Consider the following 24,508-nt stretch of genomic DNA (forward strand, 5'->3'; position numbering starts at 1 on the left):
ATTGGATAATGCTGCCCTTTCTGTCATCAGGACAGCCAGAGAGGATGAGACATCATGCTGAGCGAACATTTGGCGCTGCATACGGATAAATATCAAATTAATATGATTTATGCGCACTGGATTCATGGAAGCCATAACCGTAAGGCTGTTTTTGAAGCCTATTTCCGTAAACTTCCTTTCGGTAACGGATATGCCGTGTTCGCGGGATTGGAGCGGATCGTCCATTACATCCGGAATTTGCGCTTTACCGAGAAAGACCTTGCTTACTTGGCCGAACAGGAAGAAAATTATAAGCCTGAGTTTTTGCAACTGCTGCGGGACTTTTCTTTTCGCGGGACGCTGTTGTCGTTAAAAGAAGGGGACTTATGCTTTCCGAATGAGCCGCTGATCCGGGTGGAAGGCACCATTATGGAGACGCAGTTGATTGAGACGGCTTTACTTAACTTCATGAATTTTCAGACCCTGATCGCTACGAAGGCCTCGCGGATCAAACGGGTAGCGGAAAACGACGTGCTGCTTGAATTCGGATCGCGACGGGCACAGGAAGCCGATGCAGCGGTTTGGGGAGCCCGAGCCGCTTACATTTCCGGTTTTGACGCAACATCGAATTTGCTCGCCGGCGAAACCTTCGGCATTCCAACCAAAGGTACGCATGCCCACTCCTGGGTGCAGATTTTCGATTCCGAACAGGAGGCGTTTGAGCTTTATGCCAAAGCGCTGCCGGATTACGTCTCCCTGCTGGTCGATACCTTTGACACGCTTGAAAGCGGGGTTCCCCATGCGATCCGGACGGCCAAGCAATTGGAATCCGAAGGCAAGCGGCTCGGAAGTATACGACTGGATAGCGGAGACCTCGCCTACCTGTCCGTTCAGGCCCGAAAAATGCTTGATGAGGCGGGTTTGCCCTATGTGAAGATTGTGGCCTCTAATGATCTGGACGAGAACACGATCTTCAACCTTAAGGCTCAGGGAGCCAAGATCGATGTCTGGGGCGTAGGGACTCAACTGATCACAGCGGCGGACCAGCCGGCATTGGGCGGGGTATACAAGCTTGTGGAACGCGAACGGAACGGAGTCATGGAGCCGACGATCAAAATTTCCGGCAATCCCGAAAAGGTAACCTCGCCGGGGAAAAAGGATGTGCTGCGCATCGTCAGCAAGGAGAGCGGTAAAGCTATTGCCGACTATGTCTGTCTGCCGCATGAAGAGCAGGCTCGTTCCGGCGGAAAGCTGCGCCTGTTCGATCCCGTACATCCTTATCTGAAGAAGTCGGTGAAGGATTATGAAGCGGTCCCGATGCTGGAGCCCATTTTCGTAGAGGGTGAACTGGTGTATGATCTTCCGGATTTGGAGGAGATCCGCACCTATCATCAGGCTCAGTTAAATATGTTCTGGCCCGAGTACCTGCGCAAGCTGAATCCGGAAATCTACCGGGTCAATCTTAGCCAGGAAGCCTGGGAATTAAAACAGAAAATGATCGAGGAGCGAATGAGCCACCTGGATGAGTAAAAGAAGAGGTTGCCCCGATAGTCTGAACAAGACTGTCGGGGCTTTTTCTATGCTTGGAAATGACTATAAATTATTTCTCGGGAAAGCGCAGGAATCGAGTTTTTCGGATATTTCGAGAGCTTTATTCGACATGTTTTGATCGACAATCAGCATCATATATGACAACCAACGCACAATTGTATTTTGAGATTGTCCATATGACTTTTGTTACATTCGTCACACTGTTTCTATGATAAATTGAAACATTAAATAAGGATTATTTTTGTGAGACTTAAATTTTACTCATTTTACGTCGTTATGATTTCACAGTGACGAAGAAGGGAGTCAAACGCGTGGTACATTTGCCGAAACTGAACGAACTCGGTTTTTTTGAAATCCGCCTTGAATCAATTGGAGGGCTCGGAGCTAACCTTGCCGGAAAAATGCTGGCTGAAGCCGGAGTGGAGGGCGCTGGTCTCAATGGGGTCAGCTTCTCGTCCTATGGTTCTGAGAAAAAAGGATCGCCGGTAAAAGCCCATATTCGCTTTTGCGATTTGGAGACTTCCATCCGGGATACCTCTCCGGTAGAAAGACCGCATATCGTTAGTATTTTTCAAGAAGCGCTCGCGAAGACGGTTAACGTGATCAGCGGGATTTACGAGGACAGCACCGTACTTGTAAATTCGCGCAAAACACCGGAACAACTGAAAGAAAGAATGAAGCTCATCGGCGGAACGATTGCTGTCATCGATGCGACCGGAATTGCGCTGGAAGAGAAGAACCGCGTCAATATGGCGATGTTGGGGGCGATGTTCCGGTTATGTCCGTTTCTGGACCCGGAAACGATGAAGGGTGTCATCCGTAAGTCGCTTGAAAAGAAATACCCGCAGACGGTAGCGCCGGCTTTGGCGACATTTGAACGCGGATATCAAGAAGTGGTCTTCCAGACGTTTGCTCTGCCTGAAGGTGCGAGTATGCCAGCTTTTGTACGGGCGGACACGCCGGTTCTTGGGTATGAGACTCAGCCGCTTGGGGGACTGATCGTGAACCCCGGCAACAGCATATTGAAGGATCTCAGCATTTCCCGCTCAGGGATGATGCCTCACTTCAAAGAAGAATCATGTATCCATTGCGCCCAATGTGACAACGTCTGTCCGGACAATTGTTTTGTCTGGGAAGAGCTGCCGGACAAGAAAGGCCGTCCGCAAATGTTCCTGAAGGGAATCGACTATCAATATTGTAAAGGCTGTCTGAAGTGCATTCACGCCTGCCCAACGGACGCGCTGTCCGGGGAACGTGAGGAAGACAATTATGCCGATGAGCATCGTGTTCCTCACTTATTCGATTTAGTGGTCCAATAATATATTCGGAAGGGCGGTATACCTGCATGGCGATCAATTTGGAAAAAGAACGCAGAACGGCCAAGGTGGAACAACGCGTCGTTTTTGAGTCGGGTAACGAGATGGCGGCCTACGCCGCCCAGCAAATCAATTATCATATCATGGGCTATTTTCCGATTTCACCATCTACGGAAGTAGCTCAATTTTTGGATCTTATGAAGGCGAACGGCCAGCATGACGTTAAACTGATTCCCTCGGACGGAGAACACAGCTCCGCAGGGATTTGTTTTGGGGCATCGACCGGTGGCGGGCGCGTATTTAACGCGACCAGCGCTAACGGTTATATGTACATGCTGGAGCAAATGCCGGTACAGTCGGGGACCCGTTTCCCTATGGTCATGAATCTGGTTTGCCGGTCCGTCTCCGGTCCTCTTAATATCCACGGGGACCATTCGGATTTGTATTTTGCGTTGAACACAGGCTGGCCGATTCTGATGTGCCGCGATCCTCAAGCCGTTTACGATATGAATATCATGGCGATCAAGCTGGCCGAGGATCCAGAAGTCCGTTTGCCGGTGCTCGTAGCCTCGGACGGTTATTTCACATCCCATCAAAAACGGAGAGTCAGCACGTTCGCCCATAGCGAAGACGTGCTCAAATTTGTCGGAGAGACCCCGCCGGCCGGATTCCTGCATACGCTGGACCGGAACAATCCGATTACCGTCGGTCCTTATATGAATGAGCCTGATTATATCAACAACTGTTATCAGCAGTCGCAAGGCATGTATAACGCGGAGCGGGTGTTTGAACGGATTGCGGACGAATATGCGGAATTGACGGGCCGGGAATATCCGATGCTGGATCTTTACCGCATGGAGGACGCTGAAGTGGCCGTGTTCCTGATGAATTCGGCTTCGGAGATCATCAAGGATGTCGTTGATGAACTGCGTCGTCAAGGGATCAAGGCGGGCTCCATCGCGCCGAACGTCATTCGCCCGTTCCCGCAGAAGCAAATCGCAGAGGCGCTGAAACATGTTAAGGCGGTGACGGTCGGTGACCGTGCCGACTCTTATGGCGCTCATGGCGGGAATATGACGAATGAGATCAAAGCGGCCTTGTTCACTTACGGAAATCACTCGACCAAGGTGGTTAGCCGGGTTTACGGGCTTGGCGGCAAAGAATTTTATGCCGAGGACGGACATCATTTGTTCTCTCTGGCAATCGACGCCGCTAAGCAAGACCGGGTTGAGGTGCCGTTCGATTATTACGGGCATACGCCTGGCGACAAAGAAAAGGCGCCGAAGCGCATGATGAATCCGCTCCGGTTTGAAGATTTGAAGACCGGGCTGATTACGGTGACCCGGAATGAAGAAACCGGCAAGCTCGGCGTCCGGATTCCTCCGCTTCGGGCTTTAACCAAGAAACCGAAACGGATTGCACCGGGGCACGGGGCATGTCCGGGCTGCGGTATTTTCTCAGGTCTGGAGCTGTTCTTTAAAGGCATTGAGGGCGACATTGTAGCGCTGTTCCATACCGGCTGCGCCATGGTGACTACGACCGGGTATCCGTATTCGTCCCACAAAGCGACTTACATCCATAACCTGTTCCAAAACGGAGCGGCTACGCTGTCCGGATTAGTGGAAATGTTCTGGGAGCGCAAACGCAGAGGCGAGTTCGATAAGCTCGGATTAAGCGATGACTTTACCTTTGTCATGGTGACCGGAGACGGTGGTATGGACATCGGGATGGGACCGGCGATCGGCGCGGCATTGCGGAATCACCGGATGATCATTGTGGAATACGATAACGAAGGATATATGAATACAGGTGCGCAGTTGTCTTATTCGACGCCGCTCGGTCACCGGACATCGACTTCGAATCTCGGTTCTGCACAGCAAGGGAAAGTGTTCCATCACAAGGATACGGCGCAAATCATGGCGGCGACGAATATCCCTTACGTATTTACGGGAAGTGAAGCGTATCCGCAGGATCTCGTGAAGAAAGCGGCGAAAGCCCAATGGTATGCGCAGAATGAAGGCCTTGTTTATGGTAAAATATTAATAGCGTGTCCGCTCAACTGGATCAGTAAGGACGATGAGGGAACTAATATCGTGGATGCAGCCGTAAATTCCTGCTTCTTCCCGCTATATGAGGTAGAACATGGACAAACGGCAATTACGTACAATCCGGACGATAAAGGTAAACGGGTACCGTTGACCGACTGGTTGAAAACGATGGGCAAAACACGCCATCTGATCAAGCCGGAGAATGAAGTAGCGCTCAAGTCCTTTGAGCAGGAAGTGGAACGCCGCTGGCAGGTATTGCTGGCCAAACATGAGCATCCATATTTATAACAAATTCATGATATAAAATATCGTTTGGGCAAATACCAGTTACCGTACTTATCACCTGAGGAGGAAGTCAACATGGAGCAATTTCGGGCATTTCGCGTGCATAAGGATGAATCGGGATTCCGGTCGGGAACGGAGTCAATTACCTTGGAAGACCTGCCGGAAGGAGACGTGGTTGTCCGTGTCCATTATTCCAGTGTCAACTACAAGGATGGTTTGGCATCGATTCCTGACGGAAAAATAGTAAGGCAGTACCCGTTCATTCCCGGAATTGATCTGGCAGGCGTGGTGACGGACTCCCGGGACGAACGGTTCCGTATCGGCGACTTTGTGCTGTGTACGGGTTATGGGCTTGGCGTCAGCCACGAAGGCGGGTTCGCCGAGTTCGCCCGCGTTCCGGCGGATTGGCTGGTTCCGCTGCCGAAGGGCTTATCGCCGCTGGAGGCGATGGGTATTGGTACAGCCGGCTTTACGGCAGCCTTGTCGGTGGAGCGCCTGTTGGCGAATGGACTGGCACCGGATAGCGGTCCGGTGCTAGTCGCAGGGGCGACCGGCGGCGTCGGCAGCATGGCGGTATCGATCCTGAGCAAGCTCGGCTTTGAAACGGTTGCCGTGACCGGCAAGTCCGGACTGACGGACAAGCTGCTGGCGCTCGGCGCAAGCCGGGTGCTTAACCGGACGGAAGCGGAGTCCGGTGCGAAAGGAGCGCTCGGCAAGGAGCAGTGGGCCGCCGTTGTCGATCCCGTTGGCGGGGCCGTTACCGGCGATTTGCTGAAGAGCGTACGTTATGGCGGTTCGGTCGCTCTGTCCGGCATGGCTGCCGGAGGAAACTTCGATGCCACGGTTTATCCGTTCATTTTGCGGGGCGTCAACCTGCTTGGCATCGATTCCGTGCTCTGCCCGATGAAGCTGCGACTGAAGCTGTGGGAGCAGTTGGCCGGAGTGTGGAAACCGGAAACGGCACTTGCAGATTGGATTACGGTATATGAGCTTGACCGGCTACCGGAGGCATTAGCTACCGTATTGGGCGGTAAAGCGGAAGGCCGCCAAGTGATCTCACTGTTGCCATAGCGGTTCGCGGTTATTTGCTGGCCTTGGTATAAAATGGTCGCCGAAGAGGTATTCTAACACCATCGAAGGATGCGAAGCCAACCTTGAAAAGGAAGGGATAGCTATGAGATGGTGGGCGATAGGCCTGGGATCATTGCTGGCGCTGACTCTCACTGCAGGCTGCAGTGAGGGCGGAAAGCGGATGGCCAAGGATGAATTGGATATGTATAATATGAAAAGTTATGCGGAAGGTAACCAACGCCAATTGAACAGCGGCACTACGCTGAATACCGCGCTTCTCAAAGCATTAAAAGCGGAAAGTTCCAAACGAAGCATCCGGCTTACGCATGAAACGTATGCGGAAGGCCTTGACGGCAATATCAGCTACAGTTATTTCATTAACGGCGATGCTCGTCATTTTGTGATCGTACATGTTTATCCGAGCGAAAGCGACCGGGTCCGGGAAATCGGTGAAATGTATGGAGCCATTAATGGATCGACTAAAGCCGCTGCGGCTTCCGAGACATCCGTAATTTCTGAGAAGGGCAACGCCGCGCTTGTTTATGCTTCAAGCGGTATTCAAAAAAGCAAATACAGCGAGGACATTAAAGCTGTGTTTAAATCAGTGCTGGACGGAATGAACTTGCAGCCCAATCGCTAATAAATAAAATCCCTCTTCCAAGGAATGAATGTTACCCATGGAAGAGGGATTTTTTTAGTTGCTGAAGTTATTTGACCTGGCATTACTTTTACTTTTTATAAATTTCCCGCATGACATGCCGCAGCTCGGGCAAGATGATTTTTTCCATGGCCAGCTTTACGGCCCCTTGAGAACCCGGCATTGAGAATACGGCCATATTTCCGATCGTTCCTGCGATGGCTCTGCTTAAAATGGCGGCAGGACCGATATCCTCGGTGTAGCTTAAATAACGGAATATTTCTCCGAACCCAGGAAGCTCTTTATTCAGCAGGCTTCGAACAGCTTCGTAAGTTGTATCGCGCGGGGCAATCCCCGTACCACCGGTAAGCAGCACGGCTTCGATTTCCCGGCTGGATACCGCTTCGCGCAACAATTGACGGATGCCGTCATATTCGTCCTTCACGATCGTGTATCTCACAACTTTATAACCATGCGCATTAAGGAGTTCCTGCATCAACTGGCCGCTCGTATCATTCTCTACGGTCCGTGTATCGGATACAGTCACTACCATGCAGGCCACTTCCTGAGGCGCTTCGCTGCGATGCTCGTCAACGGATTTCATTTCGCTCATATCCTTTCTGGATGTAGGATCGGTATATATACTTTACCACAAACCGCTAAAAACGTTCACTTCGGTCTGGTGCAGGGACATCTATTTCTGCCCAGGCCGTCATGAAAGTTGCATGAACCGGCGGCTTGGTGTAAACTCGCTTTCATGGAAAGAGGATGGATTGACGGAGGAATGCATAATGGAAAGAGACATTGACAAAGAAAAAAGTGAAATGACACCGGTATATATTTTGTCCGGTTTTCTAGGAAGCGGTAAAACGACTTTGCTTCAGCGGCTGATTGCATACTGGAAGGATCTCGGATTGAAGCCGGCGGTCATTATGAATGAGATCGGAGAGGTCAATCTGGACGGCCAGCTCGTCGATGAGGAGGTGCCTATGGCCGAAATGCTTGGCGGATGCATCTGTTGTACGATCCGGGGAGATTTGAGTATGCAGTTATACGAACTGATCAAGGGGGATCAGCCGGATCTGGTCGTAATTGAGGCGACGGGAGCAGCCAACCCGATGGAGATTTTTGATGCGGTCACGGAATCTTCCCTTTACTTGAAGCTGGACATCCGTCCCATGATTACAGTCGTTGACGCAGCCCATCTGGCAGAGCTCTATTCGTCGCAGCAGGGAAAGACGTACCGTCTGATGCTGGATCAAATCCGCTGCGGTTCGGACTTGATTCTGAACAAAATCGACCGGATCGAGCCCGGGCAGCAGCAGGAAATGAAGGATCTGCTTACCCGGTTGAATCCTTTTGCCCGCATCATTCCGGCCGTTAAATGCGAAGTTGACTTGCCATCTTTGCTGGAGAACGGTACGCGGATTGAGCATGTTCATGATCATGTATCCGGAAAAGAGGAGGATCATGATCTTCTTAAAAAACATGACCACCACCATGACCATGACGTACACTCGCATGCATCTCATGAACATGTGACCGTCTATACCCATTATTTTTCCGGTCCGGTAGACAGTGTGGAGTTTGAACAATTTATTAAGGACCTGCCCCGGGAAATTTACAGAGGCAAAGGGATATTACAATTTTCCGATACGTCGAGCCGGTTTTTGTTTCAATATGCGTACCGGGAAGCCGACTACCTCAAAATCACCCCGCAGGGCGACGTTCCGAATGTGGCGGTGTTCATCGGCGAACACTTTGACAAGGTGGCGCTGGCCGAACAATTGAAAGCAATGGAGAAAGAAGCCGGGCAATCGGACTAACCAACAACAGACAGGGTATTATTTCCTATCCGTTTCAGGATCTCGCGATAAAGGTAATACATAAATGAGCGTGTTTACACTTGCAACTCATCATCGGGAGGTTATTTGAACTATGATCCAAGAAAAATACCGTGAATGCATCGATGCTTGTCTCCAATGTATGAATGCATGTAATTACTGCTATGTATCCAGTCTTAAAGAATATGAACTGGCAATGTTGAGAGATTGCATCCGTTTGGACCGGGAGTGCGCCGACATTTGCGCTTTCGCTGCCGAGGCTTTGTCCCGGAATACGCCGTTTGCGATGGAAATTTGCGAACTGTGCGCGAAAGCGTGCGATGCTTGTGCAGAGGAATGTGAAAAGCATGAGCATGAGCATTGCAAAGCATGTGCGGAGGCTTGCCGGCGTTGCGCCGAGATTTGCCGTAAAATGAATACTGCCGCTTAAAAGGCTGGATCATGACAGCTGGAAAGCCCGGATTTTCCTACCGTTTCAGGGAGGTGAATCCGGGCTTTTCGTTTATTAAATGGGGGAATCGGGTATTATATTACTGCTTTTTCACAGTGAAGGGAGATTTCGCCATGGAGAAAAAACCAACCGATTCCTCAGCATCATTCGTACCTTACATCTCCGCATCCCGAACCCTGCCCGAATTAACTGCAGTGGCGATCAGTTTGGGGATTGTGCTAGCGGTCGTGTTTGCGGCGGCTAACGCTTATTTGGGACTGAAAATCGGTTTGACGGTCAGCGCCTCGATTCCGGCAGCCGTAATTTCTCTGGCGGTGCTCCGTGGTTTGTTCCGCAGAAAGTCGATACTGGAGAACAATATCGTCCAAACGATGACTACGGCCGGAGAGGCCGTAGCTGCAGGCGCAATTTTTACGATTCCGGCGTTGTATATGTGGGACTTGAATCCGGGTCAGCAAATGATCAGCTTCATCGTGCTGGTAGGCGGGTTTCTCGGGGTGGCCATGATGGTGCCGCTGCGCCGGCTGCTGATCGTGAAGGAACATGAAACCCTGCCTTATCCGGAAGGGACGGCGTGCGCCGAGGTGCTGGTTTCCGGTGAGACGGGGGGACGTAGCGCCCGCATGGTGATGCTCGGGTTTGGCGTCGGAGGACTGGTGAAAGCGCTAGGAGACGGATTGATGTTGTTTCGAACCGAGATCGAGACAGCGGTATTCAAATTTAAAAATGCAGTAATCGGCATGGATACTTATCCCGCCTTACTGGGTGTCGGGTATATTATCGGCCCGCGCATTGCCGGACAAATGCTGGCAGGAGGGATTTTGGCCTGGCTGGTGCTTATTCCAATGATCGGTTTCTTCGGGGCTGGAGCCACGGGATCGATCGCTCCCTCACAAACCCCGATCAGCCAACTTGACGCTTGGGGAATTTGGGGCGATTACATTCGATATATCGGAGCAGGTGCGGTAGCCGCAGGAGGGTTGATCACGCTGGTGAAGACCCTGCCGATGCTATTCAGCTCGTTGGCAGCCACCTTGCGGGGCTTAGCAACACGCGGTGACGAGAAGGTAACCCTGGACCGGACTAACCGGGATATTCCGGCCAAATGGGTATTTGCGCTCATTCTTGTACTCATCATTTTGCTGGCGTTTGACCCGATTACGAAAGTCGGGATATTAGGCGCCGTAGCCATCGCCTTGTTCGGATTTCTATTCGTTACGGTCGCTTCACGGATTGTCGGACTAGTCGGCAGTTCGTCTTCTCCCGTCTCCGGGATGACCATCGCCACCTTGCTAATCGTGACCGTCCTGTATAAGCTCACAGGCGTATCGGGAACCGCCGGGATGGTAACGGCTCTTACTGTAGGCGCGATCGTTTGCGTGGCTCTAGCGGTAGCTGGAGACATCTCGCAGGATCTCAAAACCGGTTATCTGGTCGGTGGCACACCATGGAAGCAGCAGGTTGCCATGATGATCGGCGTGCTTGTATCCGGTCTGGTCATCGGGTTTATTTTGAATGTGCTAAATGCATCTTATGGCTTAGGTTCGGAGCAGCTGCCCGCCCCAAAAGCCGTGTTGATGCGGCTGATTGTAGAAGGAATCATGTCCGAGAATCTGCCTTGGGATCTGATTTTTATCGGGGTTGCCGCAGCGATTGTATTTGAATTTCTTGGGTTGAATTCGTTGACTGTGGCTGTGGGCATTTATTTGCCGGTTCATGTCAGCACTCCGATTATGGTCGGCGGTTTAGTACGGTGGTTCGTAGAATTCATATCCCGTCGTAACGAAGGCTTGCTGAAGAGCCGGATCGAGACAGGAACGCTGCTGGCTTCCGGCTTAATTGCTGGAGAATCTCTGGTCGGCGTCATAATTGCGATCCTGATTTGGGCGGGTGTTCAGGTTCCAGGTACATTGGCCGTACAGAATCACCTGCTTCCATTTATCGTGTTCCTGGCTGTAACGATCCTGCTAACGGTGATTTCGCTTCGCAGCAAAGACGGGATTACTCAAAAAAGTTAGGAGGATGATGTAATGGGTCGAAGAACTAAACGTCCGGTCAGTAATTTACTTGAAATGATTCCATTGCTCCGTCCTCATCTCGATACAGTAGAAGACGATGAGGGAAAAGTAACACTGTTGTTGCCGAGAACCAGCTGGCTGGAGCGGCAATCCATCCGTTATTTGAAACAGCCAGCCTGGATAAAGGTTCATTTGGATGAGCTCGGAAGCAGCGTGGTATCTCATTGCAATGGACAGTATACCGTTGCCGAAATCGCATCGAACATCAAACGAAAATTTGGTGCAGAAGCGGAGCCGCTGCATCCCCGTTTGAGCAAATATTTGGAGGTCCTGGAGGCCAACGGCTGGCTAACCTGGCTTCAATCTGAAGCTGATGACGGCGAAGCGTCCGCCGGAGGGTGAGGATATTATCCAGTCTGTATATTTAATTTATAAGGAAAAAATATGCAACCTTTCTTATAATTCCTGCGTCTAGGGGGCAGAGGTGATTCCACATGAAAAAGAATAAGCTGAACGCAGTGGCCGCTTTGGTCTTGTCCGGCTCTTTGCTGCTTGCTTCATCGGCATCGGCTTTTAACGATGTCCACGGACAGGATGCAAAAATTACTGAGTCGCTGCAACAAAAAGGTGTAATCCAAGGTATTTCCAAAGACAAGTTCGTTCCCAAAGGCAAGCTGACCGGAGCTCAAGGCGTTTATATGATCGTCCAGGCACTCGGGTTGGAAGGGAAAGAAGGTAAGGAAGGTAAGAAGAATTCAAACAAGCACCACGGTAAAAATTCATGGTATTACTCAGCTCAAAAAGCATTAGAAGACCGCGGAATCAAGCTGCCTGACAAATTCAAATGGAACGGCGAAATTTCGAAGGAACAGTTCGCTTATATTCTGGATCAGGCGATATCTTCAACCGGGAACTATCCGATGATCAAAATGTATATCGACGTAAAAGATGCGGATCAGGGAAATGTTCTCTACTCGGGCAGTATTCAAAGATTGCTTCTGATGAAAATTACCGAGCTGGATGATAAAGGAAAGTTCTATCCGACTTCCCCGCTGACTCGCATCGAAGCGGCCAGAATGGTCTACAATGCGGCCGAGTATGTGAAGGAATTTAAAGAAAACGAAGAAAAAAACCGCCAAAACGTGTCAGTTAGCGTGGAGCGGATCAACGATCAGGTCAACAAGGTGACTTTGACCCGGTATCAGCAGCCTCATCCCGGATATGGGATTCGGGTGGCCAAGGTAGAATTCACGAAGCAGAACAAAGCGATCGTATATTATGAATTGCTGTCTCCGGACCCGGATATGATGTATCCTCAGGTCATTACGGATTCCAAGACTGAAACCTATGTATCAAATCAGTATACCGTTGAGATTGAGCAGTTGAAATAACAAGCAAAATCAAGGAAAGCCGCTCTGCGAGTTTAGTTGAAGATTCGCAGAGCGGCTTCTTTCTTGTTATTATGTATGGCGCGATGATGTCAATCCGGGATTGTAGGCAATCCCCTCGATCATTATCAAGCAATCCTTATCAAAAAACTCCGTGGTGTCGGTCATTCTTGCGGGATATTGATCTTGTGCAAAATAATCGCAGAAAATTTGTTCCATTGCCGGCAAATTCTCAATATGCTTCAAATGGACTGAAACTTGGACGATCTGATCCAACGAAGTATCGCATTGCTCAAGAGTGTTCTTTAAATGAACAAATACATCCCGGATCTGTTCCTCGAACGTGTCGCCAAAACCGCGATGCAGTCCGATGAATACATAGTCTCCGGCAGCTACCGCCGAGGAATAACTGAACGGAGTAGATATTCTCTGGATCATACTAACTCCTCACCTTCAATTAAAATGGAAATACAAGCGAATCATAGAACAAACGTTCTTGTTTCGCAGTGATATTATTGATAGACAAATAAAAACCCAGCTGAAGAGAGGCTTCTAGGCCTCATCTCCGACTGGGTTTGTAAATTATATGCGATTTACGGCCGGCTGCATTGCTATGCCGGTTGCTTCCGGTGCTTCGGCAGCAGCCCCAAGCTGAAGCCGGTACATTTGATAATAGCGTCCGCCGAGCGCCAGCAATTCCTCGTGGGTGCCGCGTTCGACAATTTCGCCGCGGTGCAAGACGAGGATCTGATCCGCCCCGCGGATCGTGGACAAACGGTGGGCGATAATAAATGTCGTCCGCCCGCGTTTGAGCACTTCGAGCGCGGATTGAATCAGCGCCTCGGTTTCCGTATCGATGTTGGCGGTAGCTTCATCGAGAATGAGGATCGCCGGATCGAAGGCCAGCGCCCTGGCAAACGAGATCAGCTGGCGTTCGCCTGCGGACAGGGTGCTGCCTTTTTCCACGACCGGCTCATCCAGCCCTTTAGGCAGATGCGATAGAATCCGCATTGCGCCTACATCCTCTAAAGCTTTCTGGACCGTCTCGCGTGAAATGCGCTCGTCGCCCAGGCTCACGTTCGAAGCAATCGTGCCGGTAAAAAGGTAAGGGTCTTGCAGCACGATCCCCATATGCTGGCGGATCCACTGCTTCGGCAAGTCGATTACAGGTTGACCGTCGATCGTGATGATTCCTTTCTGAGGATCATAGAACCGGAACAGCAGGTTGATGATCGAGCTTTTGCCTGAACCGGTATGACCGACCAGGGCCACGGTTTGGCCTTGCTTCGCTTCGAAGGAAATGTTCTTCAACACGTAATCGCGCTTGTAGGCGAAGGAGACGTTTTTAAATTCCACATTACCTTTGTAGCGCGGCATCGATCCGTCGGTTACGGGTTCGCCCGGTTCATCCATTAGCGTGAATACGCGTCCGGCGGATACGAGGGACGAGTCCAGAGCCGCAAGCTGGTTGACCATCCCTGTAATCGGCTGGAACAGCCGGCCGAGCACGTCAACGAAAGCATACAGCACACCGAGGGAGATGATGCCCGCGCCTGTCAGCTGCGCAGATCCGAAGTACCAAAGTACGACGGCGAAGGAGAAGCTGCGGATCACATTAACCAGGTTGTGCGATGTAAAGGCGTTCAAATTCAGCATTTTATTCTGATGCTTCATGTAATCGTCGTTCAGGTTTTCGAACTCTTCCTTGGTCTGCGCTTCGCGGCGGAAGATCCGGATGATCGACATGCCTTGAATCGATTCGTTGATGATGGCATTAATCTCACTCAGCCGGGAGCGGATGATCGTATTGTATTTGGTCGCAAACTTCCGGTACAGCACCACCCACAGCCAGATGATCGGTACAACGAATAGACAGATCAGGCCGAGTCTGACATCCAGTAAGAATAGAGCTACATAGACTCCCAGCATATTGATGATGCCCGAGAAGAAGTTGGATAGGACGGCGATAAACAAATCCTTGACCGCCTCCGTATCGTTCGTGACCCGGGAGACGACTTTACCTGCCGGCAGGTTGTCGAAGAAATGAACCGGCAGGCGCTGAATATGCGCGTACACATCCATCCGCAGCTTCTGAATAACTTTGTTGGCCGAGGATTGGAGCCAGTAGGTTTTTCCGAATTCCATGATGATCGAGATCGCCAAGAAAACGAAATACCAGCTGACCAAAGTGAATATTCCCGGAACCTCGGGTTTGTAAAAAGCAAATACCTCGGAAGCCGTCAGCTTTTGAGCCGGGTATTCGGTGACCTTGCCGTTATGGTTGAAGGTCAGCACGCCGTCCTTGAAGCTGCGATCGCCTGATATTTCGGCTACGGCAGCGTTTACGAAGACAAATGACTTGCCGACCTGCAGCACACGGGCTTCGGCCCCGCGTGCTTCTCCATCTGCAAACCGGTCGCCGCGTTTGTAGTAGCGACCGTCATAAGAAACGGTTTTGTCGCCGGCAGCCGCTGTTTCAAAAAAAGGCTTCTCGATCGCCAGCATATGATCGTCGATCATCGTCCGGGCGATAAACGGGCCGGCCAGTTCGGCGGCTACGCCGATCGCCAGCATGATGAGCGCCAGAATAAATGTATTTTTCGCCGTTAGGGCGTATTTGAACAGTGATTTTCCCGTATGGGTGTGCATCTTAGGACACCTCCCCGTCAGTCAGGTTCGATTCGACCTGCTGGCGTTCGTATTGTTCGCGGTACCATCCGTTCTGCTGAAGCAGTTCTTCATGAGTACCTTGCTCGATAATTCGCCCTTTTTCCAGCACCACGATCCAGTCGGCATGTTCGATCGCCGACAAGCGGTGGGTGGAGATCAGGGTTGTTTTGCCGGAGCGTTTGCTCCGGATATTCTCGATGATCCGGGCTTCCGTCCGGGCATCGACCGCGGACAAGGCGTCGTCGAGAATCAGGATGTCGGGATCGGCGATAAAGGCTCTCGCCAGCGAGACGCGCTGCTTCTGTCCGCCCGAGAGGGCGACACCCTTCTCGCCGACAAGCGTATCCAGTCCGTCGGACAGCGTTCCTAGATCCTGGTCGAAGGCAGCGGTGCGAATCGCTTCCATAATGACATCATCCGATGCGCCGGAGCGTCCGAATTGGATGTTCTGCCGTACCGTTTTGGAGAACAAGACTTGTTCTTGCGGAACGTAGCCGATCCAGCCATGAAGGCGGTTCAGTGTGATTTGGCCGATCGGTACACCTGAAATGACCAGTTCTCCGGTACCGGACGGATATTCGTGCAGCAATTGTTTCAATAGCGTCGACTTGCCGCTGCCGGTTCTGCCGACGATACCTAGCGTTTCGCCGCGCTGGATCGACAGGTCGATATTCTCCAGATTGTTGATCGTCGAGGTAGGATACCGGAAGGTTACATCCTTGAATTCAATGCTCTCCGGTACAGCCACTTCGACCGGATGCTCGGGATCCTGTACATCGGGCCGAACATTCAGCGTTTCGTTTACGCGGTCCAGCGAGGCGCCGCCGCGCTGCATTACATTGATCAGTTCACCGATGGCGAACATCGGCCAGATCATCATCCCCAGGTACATATTGAAAGATACGAGATCGCCCAGGGTCAATTCATTATGAAATACGAGATAAATGCCATAAGTCAATCCGATCGCATAGCTGAGTCCTACGAACAGGCGGATGGTCGGTTCAAAGTAGGCATCCACTTTGGCCACCGCCAGGTTCTTTTTATACACGTCATTCGTGATGTCCGCAAACCGTTTCTCATCATTCCGTTCCTGAACATAGGCACGGATTACGCGAATACCGGCCACGGATTCCAGCACCTGATCGTTCATGTCTCCAAACGCGTCTTGTGCGAGGGTGTATCGCTCATGAATGATCTTTCCGTAAATTTTCATCGCCAGGGCGATAAAAGGGAGAGGAATGATCGCAGCCAAAGTCAGCTTCCAGCTGATCAGCGTGCTCATGGCGATAAAAATAACCGAAAGGTAGGCGGTGGAGTCCGTCAGCGTCAGCATACCGAACCCGACCGTCCCGGCTACGGAACGAAGATCGTTCGTTGCCCGGGCCATTAAGTCCCCGGTACGGCTACGCTCGAAGAACGGCGGCGTCATGCCAAGAAGATGGTTCATAAAGCGGGTGCGCAGCAGGCGCTCTACCAGGTTGGAGCCACCGAACAATTTATGCATCCATATGTACGTTATCAGGTAAATAATAGCGAGCACCGCGATGATGAGCAGAATGTAGGTGGTCAATGATGACCAGGTAACGGTGCCAGTGGCAATGTTGTCAATGGCTTTACCGAGCAGCCTGGGTGGGGCAAGTTCCAGGACTCCCGCCAAAATCAGCAGGACAAGGCCGATCACGTAGCGCCTCTTTTCCCTTTTAAAGAACCATCCCAAATTTTTAAGCACTGCAAACATAGTGAGGTTTCCTCCTTTTTCTATTCCGAAATAACCCGTGAAGCCGAAAAAACAGCAAAAAAGGCACATCGTCCGAAAACGATATGCCTTAATAATTCAGAACATATGAATGCGTACGCTACTTCAATTCGAAGTAACCGCCGCCAAGAATGAAAAAGCTGCTTTCCCAGATGCTCATTGGCCACGAAAGGTCGGATCAGAACGCTTTCAAAGCCGGTCGGGTTACTTCGGTATTCAGTTGTGTGTATGTCGCATGATCAAATGCGCTCTGATTAAACATCTTAAACACCGTCGTCACCCTTTCTTAGTTAATGGTAATAAATTCAATTGCTGATCTCGTATGTTTGAGATTTTAACACCCGTTTTGTAAAGGTGTCAATTTATTTTTTTGCAAAAATGCCGGTTTGGTCTAAAATGAAGAGAGTATAGGAGGGATTACACATGATCGAAATATCGAGAGACGCCGCCAACTGGTTTAAAAAAGAGCTGAGCTTAGAAGAAGGACAGACCGTGCGGCTATTCGCCAGATACAGCGCGGGAGGTAAGATTCACCCCGGCTTCTCATTGGGAATTCAGGTCGAAGAACCGGTGTTTCCGGGCCTTTCCTCCACGGTGGAGGGAATCACGTTTTTTATGGAAGAGCATGACCAATGGTACTTGGACGGTCATAAGCTGAAGGTTGTTTATAATGCTGCCGAAGACGATATTGATTATGAATATGAGAATTGAGGCAGAAAAATAAGTGTTTTCTAATGCAATAGGCCGTACCCGGATCGCGGGACGGTCTTTTGCTTTTTTATAATGGAAAAAAGAATTCTATATCTTAAGCCCTAATTTTCTAATTTTTATCTTTATTCTCAAAGGGTTCCATACCTTCCATGACGAAAAAGAGAGATTGGGTATTTACTATTCGTTGTTATTGAACGGAGGCTTATCGTTGGACATCAGGCAGATTCTGAAATTTATTTTTCCTGAATATCAGATTATCGAATCGGTTCGTAAACATGGGTTTATAGCGAAAAAGTCGACAGCAGAATCAAGTTCCGTGAAGCCGATCGCATCCATACCGGGGTCCTCGGCGGATCCGGGGATGCATAACGAAGGGGAAGCGGCCGCCTCAGGCGGCGGGAACGATAAAATTCCTTACAGCGGAACGATCAGGGATACCGTGACGGCTGACTCGCTGGATAAGAGCATTGCATTCGCCAAAGAGGATGTCCTCCGGCAGTTTATCGGGCAGCGACCGGCGGTGGAGCATTTGTTTATTGCGATGAAAAGACCGTTTGTGAGCGGGTTTGACGGAGATAAACCGAGAAATACGCTGTTTCTTATCGGCGGGGAAAGCATGGGGAAGCAAACGTTGGTGAACACGGCCGTTGCTGCTATGAAGGAGCAGAAGCTGCTCAGCTATGAAGTCCCGTCCCGGATCGACCTCGGATTATATCCCGCATTGTCCGACAAGGGGCTCTTCCTCTCCGACTTATATAAGGCGATGTATACCAACTCCGATGTTGTCGTCGTTGAGCGATTCGAGTTGGCTCACAAGGCTTTTATTGATGTTCTCTCAGGACTGATCGTACAAGGGAAATACCAATTAGGCGCACGGTACGCGATGCAGAACAACGTCCTCGTGGAGGCGACCGGAGTGCTGGCCCATAACTCGGTCAGTGAGCTTTCCGCGAACGGGAAATTTTTCGTGTTTGTTACGGGCAGCTCCAAGAGCCGGATTGAAGAGGCGTGGAGCCCGAAAGTGATGGAGGTCGTAGGGGACTTGATCCGGTTTGAGGATTATTCGGAGCAGGATATTCGTGCAATAACGTTAAAGCTGCTGCGGGATATGGAATTGCGCTGCAAGAATCAGCTGTCGCTCCGCGTGGGTTTTACCGACAATTTCGTCGCTTGCTGCAGTTCCCGGTTCAAAAAAACGACAGGAATCAGAGCGATCGAGGAGTACATATTCAATTTTATATATAAAGCTTTATCCGATTACAAATTAAGAAATCCGCTGCCTCCAATGACGGAGGCTAGTCTTGATTATGTCGCGGGACGGCCGCTGGTTCGTTTAAACACAGGAGCCGCTGTGATTACAACGGTGGATCTGTCGGAGTCCGAGTGGTTTCCGGACAAAACGAACGCGCAAATCGACGAAGTCCGCAAAGATTTAAACGCCGTGGTCGGTCTGGATAAGGTCAAAGAATATGTGTATAGCCTGGAAAACCACGGAAAGGTCCAGCATATGCGGGAAGAGGCGGGCTTCTTATCGTCATCCATTACGAGGCATATGATATTTACGGGGAATCCCGGTACGGGCAAAACGACCATTGCCAGAATCGTCGCAAAATATCTTAAGGCGATCGGAGTGTTGTCGACAGGCCAACTGCGGGAAGTCAGCAGGGCGGACCTGGTCGGACAATATACCGGACAAACGGCCAAGCAGACGAATGACGTGATTCAAGCCGCGTTGGGCGGCGTTCTTTTTATAGATGAAGCCTATGCGCTGTGCAGGGATAAGCATGATACTTACGGACAGGAAGCCGTTGATACACTGGTCAAGGCGATGGAGGATCACAGGGATGATCTCGTCGTTATTCTGGCCGGATATCGTGATGAAATGGAGCGTTTCCTCAAAACAAACAGCGGGCTGAAATCAAGGTTCCCGGTACAGATCGAATTCGAGGATTACACGGCTGAAGAAATGGCCGCGATCGCGGAAATAACGGCGGCTTCCAAGGGATACCGTATTAGCGAGTCATGCCAAGGGCAGCTGCTTGAACTATTTGAGAAGAGCCAGATCAAGGGAAGGAATGACGGCGGCAATGGCCGGCTGGTCCGAAATGTGATTGAAGGGGCCATTTTGGAGCAGGGCAAGAGGATTGCACAAGCTGCAAACCCCGAAATGGATCTTCTCTGCCCCGAGGATTTCCGATTTGCAGACAAAACGGTGTTTGATCTGGAGCAGTCGTTGTCCGAAATTATCGGCTTGGAAGAAGTTAAGGATTTTCTCCGCATTCAGTATAAACTTTTGCTGGCTAATGAAAAAAGAAAGCAGGCAGGAATCACGGTCGATTCCTCCCAATCGCTGAATATGGTATTCACGGGTAATCCGGGAACCGGCAAAACGACAATGGCACGAGTTGTCGCGAATATGGTTAGAGAAATGGGGCTGCTGAAGCAGGGTCATCTGGTGGAGACGGACCGCAGCGGACTTGTCGCGGAATATGCCGGGCATACGCCGAAAAAGACCGAAGAGGTATTCCGCAGCGCGTTGGGCGGCGTGTTATTTATTGATGAAGCTTATACATTGAAAGATAACGGAAGCGGGTATGGGAAAGAGGCGATCGATACCCTGGTGAAGCTGATTGAGGATTACCGGGGTGAAATCGTCGTTATTTTGGCCGGGTACAACAAGGAAATGACGGATTTTATGAAATCCAATTCGGGTCTCGCCTCCAGATTCCCTTTGACCATTGAGTTTCCTGATTACAGCGGCGATGAACTTTACCGGATCGCTTTGAAAATGATCGCCGAGAAAGGCTTTACCCTGACGGAACCGGCCAAAACGATGCTGTATGATCAATTGATGGTAGCTAGGAAGGCAGCCTCCGCGCATACCGGGAATGCCAGAATGGTTCGTAACCGGATTGAGAACATCATGCGGAACCAATCGGCAAGGGTGGCCGATCAGGACGACGTTACCGTACAGGGATTGACGGAAATTATCGAGACGGACATTCAACCGGAGAAGACGGGCGATACCGGTTTTGATCTTGAACAATCGCTCTCCGGGATCGTAGGACTGGATGAGGTCAAAGACTATGTGCGGAGTCTGCACGCAAGGTTGAAGATGGAGAATGAACGCAAAAAGCTGGGCCTTGGAAAAGAACAGCCGCAAACCTTCCATATGATTTTCATGGGGAATCCCGGCACGGGCAAAACGATGATGGCACGGACAATTGCACATGTGCTCTATCACATGGGAATCGTCAAAACAAGCAAGCTGGTCGAGACCGACCGCTCCGGCCTGGTAGCGGGCTATGTGGGACATACGGCGTTAAAAACTACGCATGTGGTCAACGAGGCATTGGACGGTGTACTGTTCATTGATGAAGCTTATGCGCTTGCGAAGGGGAATGAACAGGATTACGGCCGGGAAGCGATCGATACCCTGGTAAAACTGATGGACGATCACAGGGAGCGGCTTGTCGTGATCTTGGCCGGTTACGGAGAAGAGATGATGGAGTTTTTGGCGACCAATCCGGGCTTGAAATCCCGCTTTCCGAACATTATCGAATTTCCGGATTACTCGCCCGATGAGCTTATGGTCATCGCGGATGGTTTTTATTCTTCAGGCAGCTTCGTTCTCAGCAACGAAGCAAGAGAGAAGCTGTACCGGGTATTTGAACATGCCGTAACGCAAGAATCCTTCGGCAACGGACGATATGTCCGAAATGTGGCCGAACGCTCGGTCAACCGCCAGGCGCTCCGTTTGACCGCCAAGCCGGAAATCTATAAAGAAGAGCTGGTAGTCATCGATGCTGACGATATTGAGGAGGTATAGCACATTATGCGTAGTTGGAAATCTGTATTTGGAACCATCGCGGCGTGGATTTATTTTTTGGCGGTTATGACCTGGCTGCTTCCCATGCTGTTTCTGGTTCCGATTATGACGCTCTCGGATATGGGAACCGTAATGGAATCCGGGTTTGCAGTCCCGAACACGGGCGTATTCTTGACGGCATTGTTTGGATTGTTTATCGGCTTATCTCTGATGATTCCGGCGTTCCGCAAGATGTATGACAAGTTGCCCTGGATGTTTCCCTACGTAAAAATAATGCTCATCAATACGATCATCGTGAGCGTGGCATTGCTGATACTGAATTTTGGATACGAAGTGCAGAGCGACAGCAGACATATGGTGTGGACCATAGTGATGGTGGTCCAGATTATATTATGCCGGATTTTAATGAGTCTTTATTTTCACCGGAAAAGAGCCGCTTTAACGGGAGGGATGGCAAATGAGCGAACATTATCGGCACGATCGTGAACGTGGTGAGGTTGAAAAGCGTGAGCAAGCTCAGCAGCGGACGGCGGACGCCGATACGACCCGGCAGCAATCGGGAGGAATGCTGCCGTTTGCCGGGGATTCCGGACCGGAGCAGCCTGTCACTCCGAAGGCTGGTGGCGACCGGAACAAGAACGGATCGTCCTATAAGCGGTTCGGCGCGTTCTCCATCGCTGCATTTTTTATTGTTATGATCGTTTATATGTTCTCCAGCCAATCCGTAGATACGTCCGATGCTGCCGTAAAAGCGCTGGCCGATCGGACCTCCACATCGCTGCTCGCCGGTGCGGTATTGCTGAAGGAGGACAAGAACATCGGCAAACAGGATTATACGATTACGCATAAGTCGCTAAGCGCGGATACGAAAATCTGGGTCTGGGATTATGCTGCGGAAGACGGCGATTACGTGCAGGTGCTAGTAAACGGAGCGCCCGTAGGCGATGCGTTTATGATCAAGCATAAACCGAGGGTATTAACCGTTCCGGCAGTTGGCGAGGTCCAAATAAAGGGCGTAAAAGACGGGGGCGGCGGGATCACATACGCGATCCGGTATGAGGTGAACGGAACGAATTATTTTAATACTGCACCTCAGGGGGAGTTTAATACCTATACCCTGCAAAAAGAATAGCCGGAATTGAAGAAGCACAGGATGCAGAATTTCTTCTGTACCCTGTGCTTATCTTTTGTCATAATGCTGTTTATGAGAAAATGCTGTCCTCCATCGCAAAGTCGAAATCTCCGATATCAAATACCTGAACCGGGGCTTCGGCGGCGATGATCCGGCGGATCAGCTCTAGCTGGTCTGTTAAAATAGGGGCGTTCTCCCGCTGCGCGGCAAGCACGATTTCGGTTTCGATAGGATCGAGCAATTCGCCGTACTGTTCATTGTCAACCGAGTTGATGACGATCCAGGAGATATTGTCGCCAAACAGAATAGCAGGACTCTTTGACCAAGGGACGGCAAGCGCCCGTTCCAGCTTCTTCCGGTTCAGCGGTTCTTCCAGATAAGAGATCAGTTCGTTGATCTTGTTCTTGACGTGCAGGTCGTCCGAGGGATCGTTCATAAGCGGTTCCGGACTGTTTTGAAATTCATAGAGCTCCATGACGGTGGTGTAAGGGACAATATATTCGACAGGTGCTGAAGGCACCAGCAATTCACCGTAAATCGCCACCATCACGGCCTCGATTACAAATCGACGTGACATGGTTATCCTCCTAATGCGGCTGCTGCCTTTCGCTGCCTGTTCTTTGTTGCGTAGCGGTGAAAGTGGGGCTGGTACTTATGCGCCGCATCTTTTGCCGCGTTACAGGCAGTGACATGTTATTATGGAGTATATCATTATTGTGTTTACAAATACAGCTTTAAGGGAAAAATACGCGGTTGTCCAAAGAAGGGAGGCTGTTGTATGGAAATAAACGTTAGAACGGAAGGGCAGCTATTGCCGCAGTCGGTACTTACTTGGGTTGAGGAGCATGCGGGTAGACGGACCGGAAAATTGGCCAGAGTGGAGCAAGTGATGCCGATGCAAGGGGGAATTTCTTCTGCGGTGTATGCATTGGAAATTTCAATGGCTGACGATAAAGAGCACCTGAATTGGGTACTGCGTCAATTTACGGACAAAGTCTGGCTTCAGGCTGAGCCGGATCTGGCCGAGCATGAAACGGCAGCATTGCAGGCCGCGAAATCGGCCGGAATACCTTCTCCGGAGTGGATTGCCGCAGATCCGACCGGCGAGCGGTGCGGATTGCCGATGGTGCTGATGAGCCGTCTCCCCGGTAAGGTAGTATTGCCGATGAGCCCTTCTGAGAGCTGGATTCGGGGAATGGCTGAAGCGGCAGCCGCCTTGCATGGTAATCAGGCTTCGATGAATGAACCGATAGTATGGAACTATTTTACTTATAATAAAATAGAAGATCTTCAGGTACCTGCATGGACGACTACTCCTTCCGCTTGGGCCAAGCTGATTGATTGCGTTAAGAGACCGGCCCCCAATTATGTGCCTCGTCTCATTCATCGGGACTATCACCCGGCCAATGTGCTTTGGCTGCAGGACCGCGTGAGCGGCGTCGTGGATTGGGTAAATGCATGCCAAGGTCCTGCAGGGATCGATACCGGTCATTGCCGATTGAATCTGGTTCAACTGTACGGAGTGGAAACGGCGGATGCTTTTATGGAAGCTTATCTGGCTTCTCCTGGAAGCGTGATAGAAGCAGCGGATCCTTATTGGGACATACTTACCTTGATTGAGGTACTGCCGGGCCCTCCCGGGGTATATAAAGGTTGGGAAGATCTTGGCTTTCAAGGACTGACCGCCGAATTGATCGAAACGCGTCTTGATGCGTATGCAGAGAGATTGGCAAATGAAATAGGATTGCAAAAGTGATTCAGTTCCATGTTGATCGGATAGAGAAATAGGGGACATAAGGGGCGCTATTTGAGAGATTATAAA

20 protein-coding genes are annotated in these 24,508 nt (G+C 50.6%); 15 read left to right on the plus strand and 5 right to left on the minus strand.

Translation table 11 applies throughout. The annotated features are described in order from the left end of the window. Window positions 1-54 precede the first annotated feature (54 nt). The 5 genes from NYE70_RS03170 to NYE70_RS03190 all read left to right on the plus strand — a co-directional run bounded on the left by NYE70_RS03170 (window position 55) and on the right by NYE70_RS03190 (window position 6,890). Window positions 55-1,509, plus strand: a complete 1,455-nt coding sequence (locus tag NYE70_RS03170) for a nicotinate phosphoribosyltransferase (protein ID WP_211021432.1) — start codon at window positions 55-57, stop codon at window positions 1,507-1,509. Window positions 1,510-1,841: 332 nt separating this feature from the next. Beyond that, on the plus strand, window positions 1,842-2,849 hold the full coding sequence (locus NYE70_RS03175) for a 2-oxoacid:acceptor oxidoreductase family protein (RefSeq protein WP_213654166.1): 1,008 nt from the start codon (window positions 1,842-1,844) through the stop codon (window positions 2,847-2,849). 26 nt (window positions 2,850-2,875) lie between these two features. Further along, window positions 2,876-5,182: a thiamine pyrophosphate-dependent enzyme gene (locus NYE70_RS03180; protein ID WP_211021433.1), complete on the plus strand. Its 2,307-nt coding sequence runs from the start codon at window positions 2,876-2,878 to the stop codon at window positions 5,180-5,182. Between the two features lie 72 nt (window positions 5,183-5,254). Beyond that, window positions 5,255-6,250, plus strand: coding sequence for an acrylyl-CoA reductase family protein (locus NYE70_RS03185; RefSeq protein ID WP_213654167.1), 996 nt, complete (start codon window positions 5,255-5,257; stop codon window positions 6,248-6,250). Between the two features lie 103 nt (window positions 6,251-6,353). Next, on the plus strand, window positions 6,354-6,890 hold the full coding sequence (locus NYE70_RS03190) for a hypothetical protein (protein ID WP_211021435.1): 537 nt from the start codon (window positions 6,354-6,356) through the stop codon (window positions 6,888-6,890). 88 nt (window positions 6,891-6,978) lie between these two features. On the opposite strand, the gene NYE70_RS03195 is transcribed toward NYE70_RS03190, so the two are convergent. After that, window positions 6,979-7,491 (minus strand): MogA/MoaB family molybdenum cofactor biosynthesis protein, encoded by a 513-nt coding sequence (locus tag NYE70_RS03195; RefSeq protein ID WP_211021436.1) that lies wholly within the window; start codon window positions 7,489-7,491, stop codon window positions 6,979-6,981. Window positions 7,492-7,678: 187 nt separating this feature from the next. On the opposite strand from NYE70_RS03195, the gene NYE70_RS03200 reads away from it, so the two are divergent. From NYE70_RS03200 to NYE70_RS03220, 5 genes are all read left to right on the plus strand, one after another. Then, window positions 7,679-8,713, plus strand: coding sequence for a CobW family GTP-binding protein (locus tag NYE70_RS03200; RefSeq protein WP_341044951.1), 1,035 nt, complete (start codon window positions 7,679-7,681; stop codon window positions 8,711-8,713). A 112-nt stretch (window positions 8,714-8,825) separates the two neighbouring features. Continuing rightward, window positions 8,826-9,161 carry a four-helix bundle copper-binding protein gene (locus NYE70_RS03205; protein WP_211021437.1) on the plus strand — a complete coding sequence of 112 codons (336 nt, stop codon included), beginning with the start codon at window positions 8,826-8,828 and terminating at the stop codon, window positions 9,159-9,161. Window positions 9,162-9,295: 134 nt separating this feature from the next. After that, the gene (locus NYE70_RS03210; protein ID WP_341044952.1) at window positions 9,296-11,200 is read left to right on the plus strand and encodes an OPT family oligopeptide transporter; all 1,905 of its coding nucleotides are present in this window, start codon (window positions 9,296-9,298) and stop codon (window positions 11,198-11,200) included. 12 nt (window positions 11,201-11,212) lie between these two features. Then, on the plus strand, window positions 11,213-11,602 hold the full coding sequence (locus NYE70_RS03215; RefSeq protein ID WP_244861429.1) for a PqqD family protein: 390 nt from the start codon (window positions 11,213-11,215) through the stop codon (window positions 11,600-11,602). Between the two features lie 92 nt (window positions 11,603-11,694). Next, entirely contained in the window at window positions 11,695-12,591 is an 897-nt protein-coding gene (locus NYE70_RS03220; RefSeq protein WP_341044953.1) for a protease complex subunit PrcB family protein, read from the plus strand. Window positions 12,592-12,660: 69 nt separating this feature from the next. Here NYE70_RS03220 and NYE70_RS03225 read toward each other — a convergent pair whose 3' ends face one another. The 3 genes from NYE70_RS03225 to NYE70_RS03235 form a co-directional block, all read right to left on the minus strand. Further along, the gene (locus NYE70_RS03225; protein ID WP_341044954.1) at window positions 12,661-13,026 is read right to left on the minus strand and encodes a RidA family protein; all 366 of its coding nucleotides are present in this window, start codon (window positions 13,024-13,026) and stop codon (window positions 12,661-12,663) included. A 144-nt stretch (window positions 13,027-13,170) separates the two neighbouring features. Next, window positions 13,171-15,237, minus strand: coding sequence for an ABC transporter ATP-binding protein (locus NYE70_RS03230; protein WP_341044955.1), 2,067 nt, complete (start codon window positions 15,235-15,237; stop codon window positions 13,171-13,173). A gap of 1 nt (window position 15,238) precedes the next feature. Continuing rightward, a complete protein-coding gene (locus NYE70_RS03235) occupies window positions 15,239-16,996 on the minus strand; it encodes an ABC transporter ATP-binding protein (protein ID WP_211021442.1) in 1,758 nt (585 codons plus the stop codon). 441 nt (window positions 16,997-17,437) lie between these two features. Between NYE70_RS03235 and NYE70_RS03240 the strand changes: the two genes are divergently transcribed. From NYE70_RS03240 to NYE70_RS03255, 4 genes are all read left to right on the plus strand, one after another. Beyond that, complete coding sequence (locus NYE70_RS03240) at window positions 17,438-17,725, plus strand: HesB/YadR/YfhF family protein (RefSeq protein WP_211021443.1); 288 nt, start codon at window positions 17,438-17,440, stop codon at window positions 17,723-17,725. A gap of 208 nt (window positions 17,726-17,933) precedes the next feature. After that, window positions 17,934-21,554, plus strand: coding sequence for an AAA family ATPase (locus NYE70_RS03245; protein WP_341044956.1), 3,621 nt, complete (start codon window positions 17,934-17,936; stop codon window positions 21,552-21,554). 6 nt (window positions 21,555-21,560) lie between these two features. Next, window positions 21,561-22,040, plus strand: a complete 480-nt coding sequence (locus NYE70_RS03250; protein WP_341044957.1) for a hypothetical protein — start codon at window positions 21,561-21,563, stop codon at window positions 22,038-22,040. Then, window positions 22,012-22,686: a hypothetical protein gene (locus NYE70_RS03255; protein WP_341044958.1), complete on the plus strand. Its 675-nt coding sequence runs from the start codon at window positions 22,012-22,014 to the stop codon at window positions 22,684-22,686. Before NYE70_RS03250 ends, NYE70_RS03255 begins: the two co-directional genes overlap by 29 nt. Before the next feature lie 70 nt (window positions 22,687-22,756). Here NYE70_RS03255 and NYE70_RS03260 read toward each other — a convergent pair whose 3' ends face one another. After that, window positions 22,757-23,263, minus strand: coding sequence for an ADP-heptose synthase (locus NYE70_RS03260; RefSeq protein WP_211021447.1), 507 nt, complete (start codon window positions 23,261-23,263; stop codon window positions 22,757-22,759). Window positions 23,264-23,464: 201 nt separating this feature from the next. Here NYE70_RS03260 and NYE70_RS03265 point away from each other — a divergent pair, with 201 nt between their 5' ends. Then, complete coding sequence (locus tag NYE70_RS03265) at window positions 23,465-24,442, plus strand: aminoglycoside phosphotransferase family protein (RefSeq protein ID WP_341044959.1); 978 nt, start codon at window positions 23,465-23,467, stop codon at window positions 24,440-24,442. Window positions 24,443-24,508 lie beyond the last annotated feature (66 nt).

Origin of the sequence: Paenibacillus sp. FSL R5-0407 (genome assembly GCF_038009185.1) — a bacterium.
Classification (GTDB): Bacteria; Bacillota; Bacilli; order Paenibacillales; family Paenibacillaceae; genus Fontibacillus; species Fontibacillus vini.

Excerpts from the sequence above, each read along its gene's own strand:
- NYE70_RS03170 (WP_211021432.1), top strand. The coding sequence starts at position 55 with ATGCTGAGCGAACATTTGGCGCTGCATACGGATAAATATCAAATTAAT.
- NYE70_RS03210 (WP_341044952.1), top strand. The coding sequence starts at position 9,296 with ATGGAGAAAAAACCAACCGATTCCTCAGCATCATTCGTACCTTACATC.
- NYE70_RS03265 (WP_341044959.1), top strand. The coding sequence starts at position 23,465 with ATGGAAATAAACGTTAGAACGGAAGGGCAGCTATTGCCGCAGTCGGTA.
- NYE70_RS03200 (WP_341044951.1), top strand. The coding sequence starts at position 7,679 with ATGGAAAGAGACATTGACAAAGAAAAAAGTGAAATGACACCGGTATAT.
- NYE70_RS03195 (WP_211021436.1), bottom strand. The coding sequence starts at position 7,491 with ATGAAATCCGTTGACGAGCATCGCAGCGAAGCGCCTCAGGAAGTGGCC.
- NYE70_RS03205 (WP_211021437.1), top strand. The coding sequence starts at position 8,826 with ATGATCCAAGAAAAATACCGTGAATGCATCGATGCTTGTCTCCAATGT.
- NYE70_RS03255 (WP_341044958.1), top strand. The coding sequence starts at position 22,012 with ATGAGCGAACATTATCGGCACGATCGTGAACGTGGTGAGGTTGAAAAG.
- NYE70_RS03215 (WP_244861429.1), top strand. The coding sequence starts at position 11,213 with ATGGGTCGAAGAACTAAACGTCCGGTCAGTAATTTACTTGAAATGATT.
- NYE70_RS03260 (WP_211021447.1), bottom strand. The coding sequence starts at position 23,263 with ATGTCACGTCGATTTGTAATCGAGGCCGTGATGGTGGCGATTTACGGT.
- NYE70_RS03240 (WP_211021443.1), top strand. The coding sequence starts at position 17,438 with ATGATCGAAATATCGAGAGACGCCGCCAACTGGTTTAAAAAAGAGCTG.
- NYE70_RS03180 (WP_211021433.1), top strand. The coding sequence starts at position 2,876 with ATGGCGATCAATTTGGAAAAAGAACGCAGAACGGCCAAGGTGGAACAA.
- NYE70_RS03250 (WP_341044957.1), top strand. The coding sequence starts at position 21,561 with ATGCGTAGTTGGAAATCTGTATTTGGAACCATCGCGGCGTGGATTTAT.
- NYE70_RS03225 (WP_341044954.1), bottom strand. The coding sequence starts at position 13,026 with ATGATCCAGAGAATATCTACTCCGTTCAGTTATTCCTCGGCGGTAGCT.
- NYE70_RS03235 (WP_211021442.1), bottom strand. The coding sequence starts at position 16,996 with ATGTTTGCAGTGCTTAAAAATTTGGGATGGTTCTTTAAAAGGGAAAAG.
- NYE70_RS03190 (WP_211021435.1), top strand. The coding sequence starts at position 6,354 with ATGAGATGGTGGGCGATAGGCCTGGGATCATTGCTGGCGCTGACTCTC.
- NYE70_RS03220 (WP_341044953.1), top strand. The coding sequence starts at position 11,695 with ATGAAAAAGAATAAGCTGAACGCAGTGGCCGCTTTGGTCTTGTCCGGC.
- NYE70_RS03230 (WP_341044955.1), bottom strand. The coding sequence starts at position 15,237 with ATGCACACCCATACGGGAAAATCACTGTTCAAATACGCCCTAACGGCG.
- NYE70_RS03185 (WP_213654167.1), top strand. The coding sequence starts at position 5,255 with ATGGAGCAATTTCGGGCATTTCGCGTGCATAAGGATGAATCGGGATTC.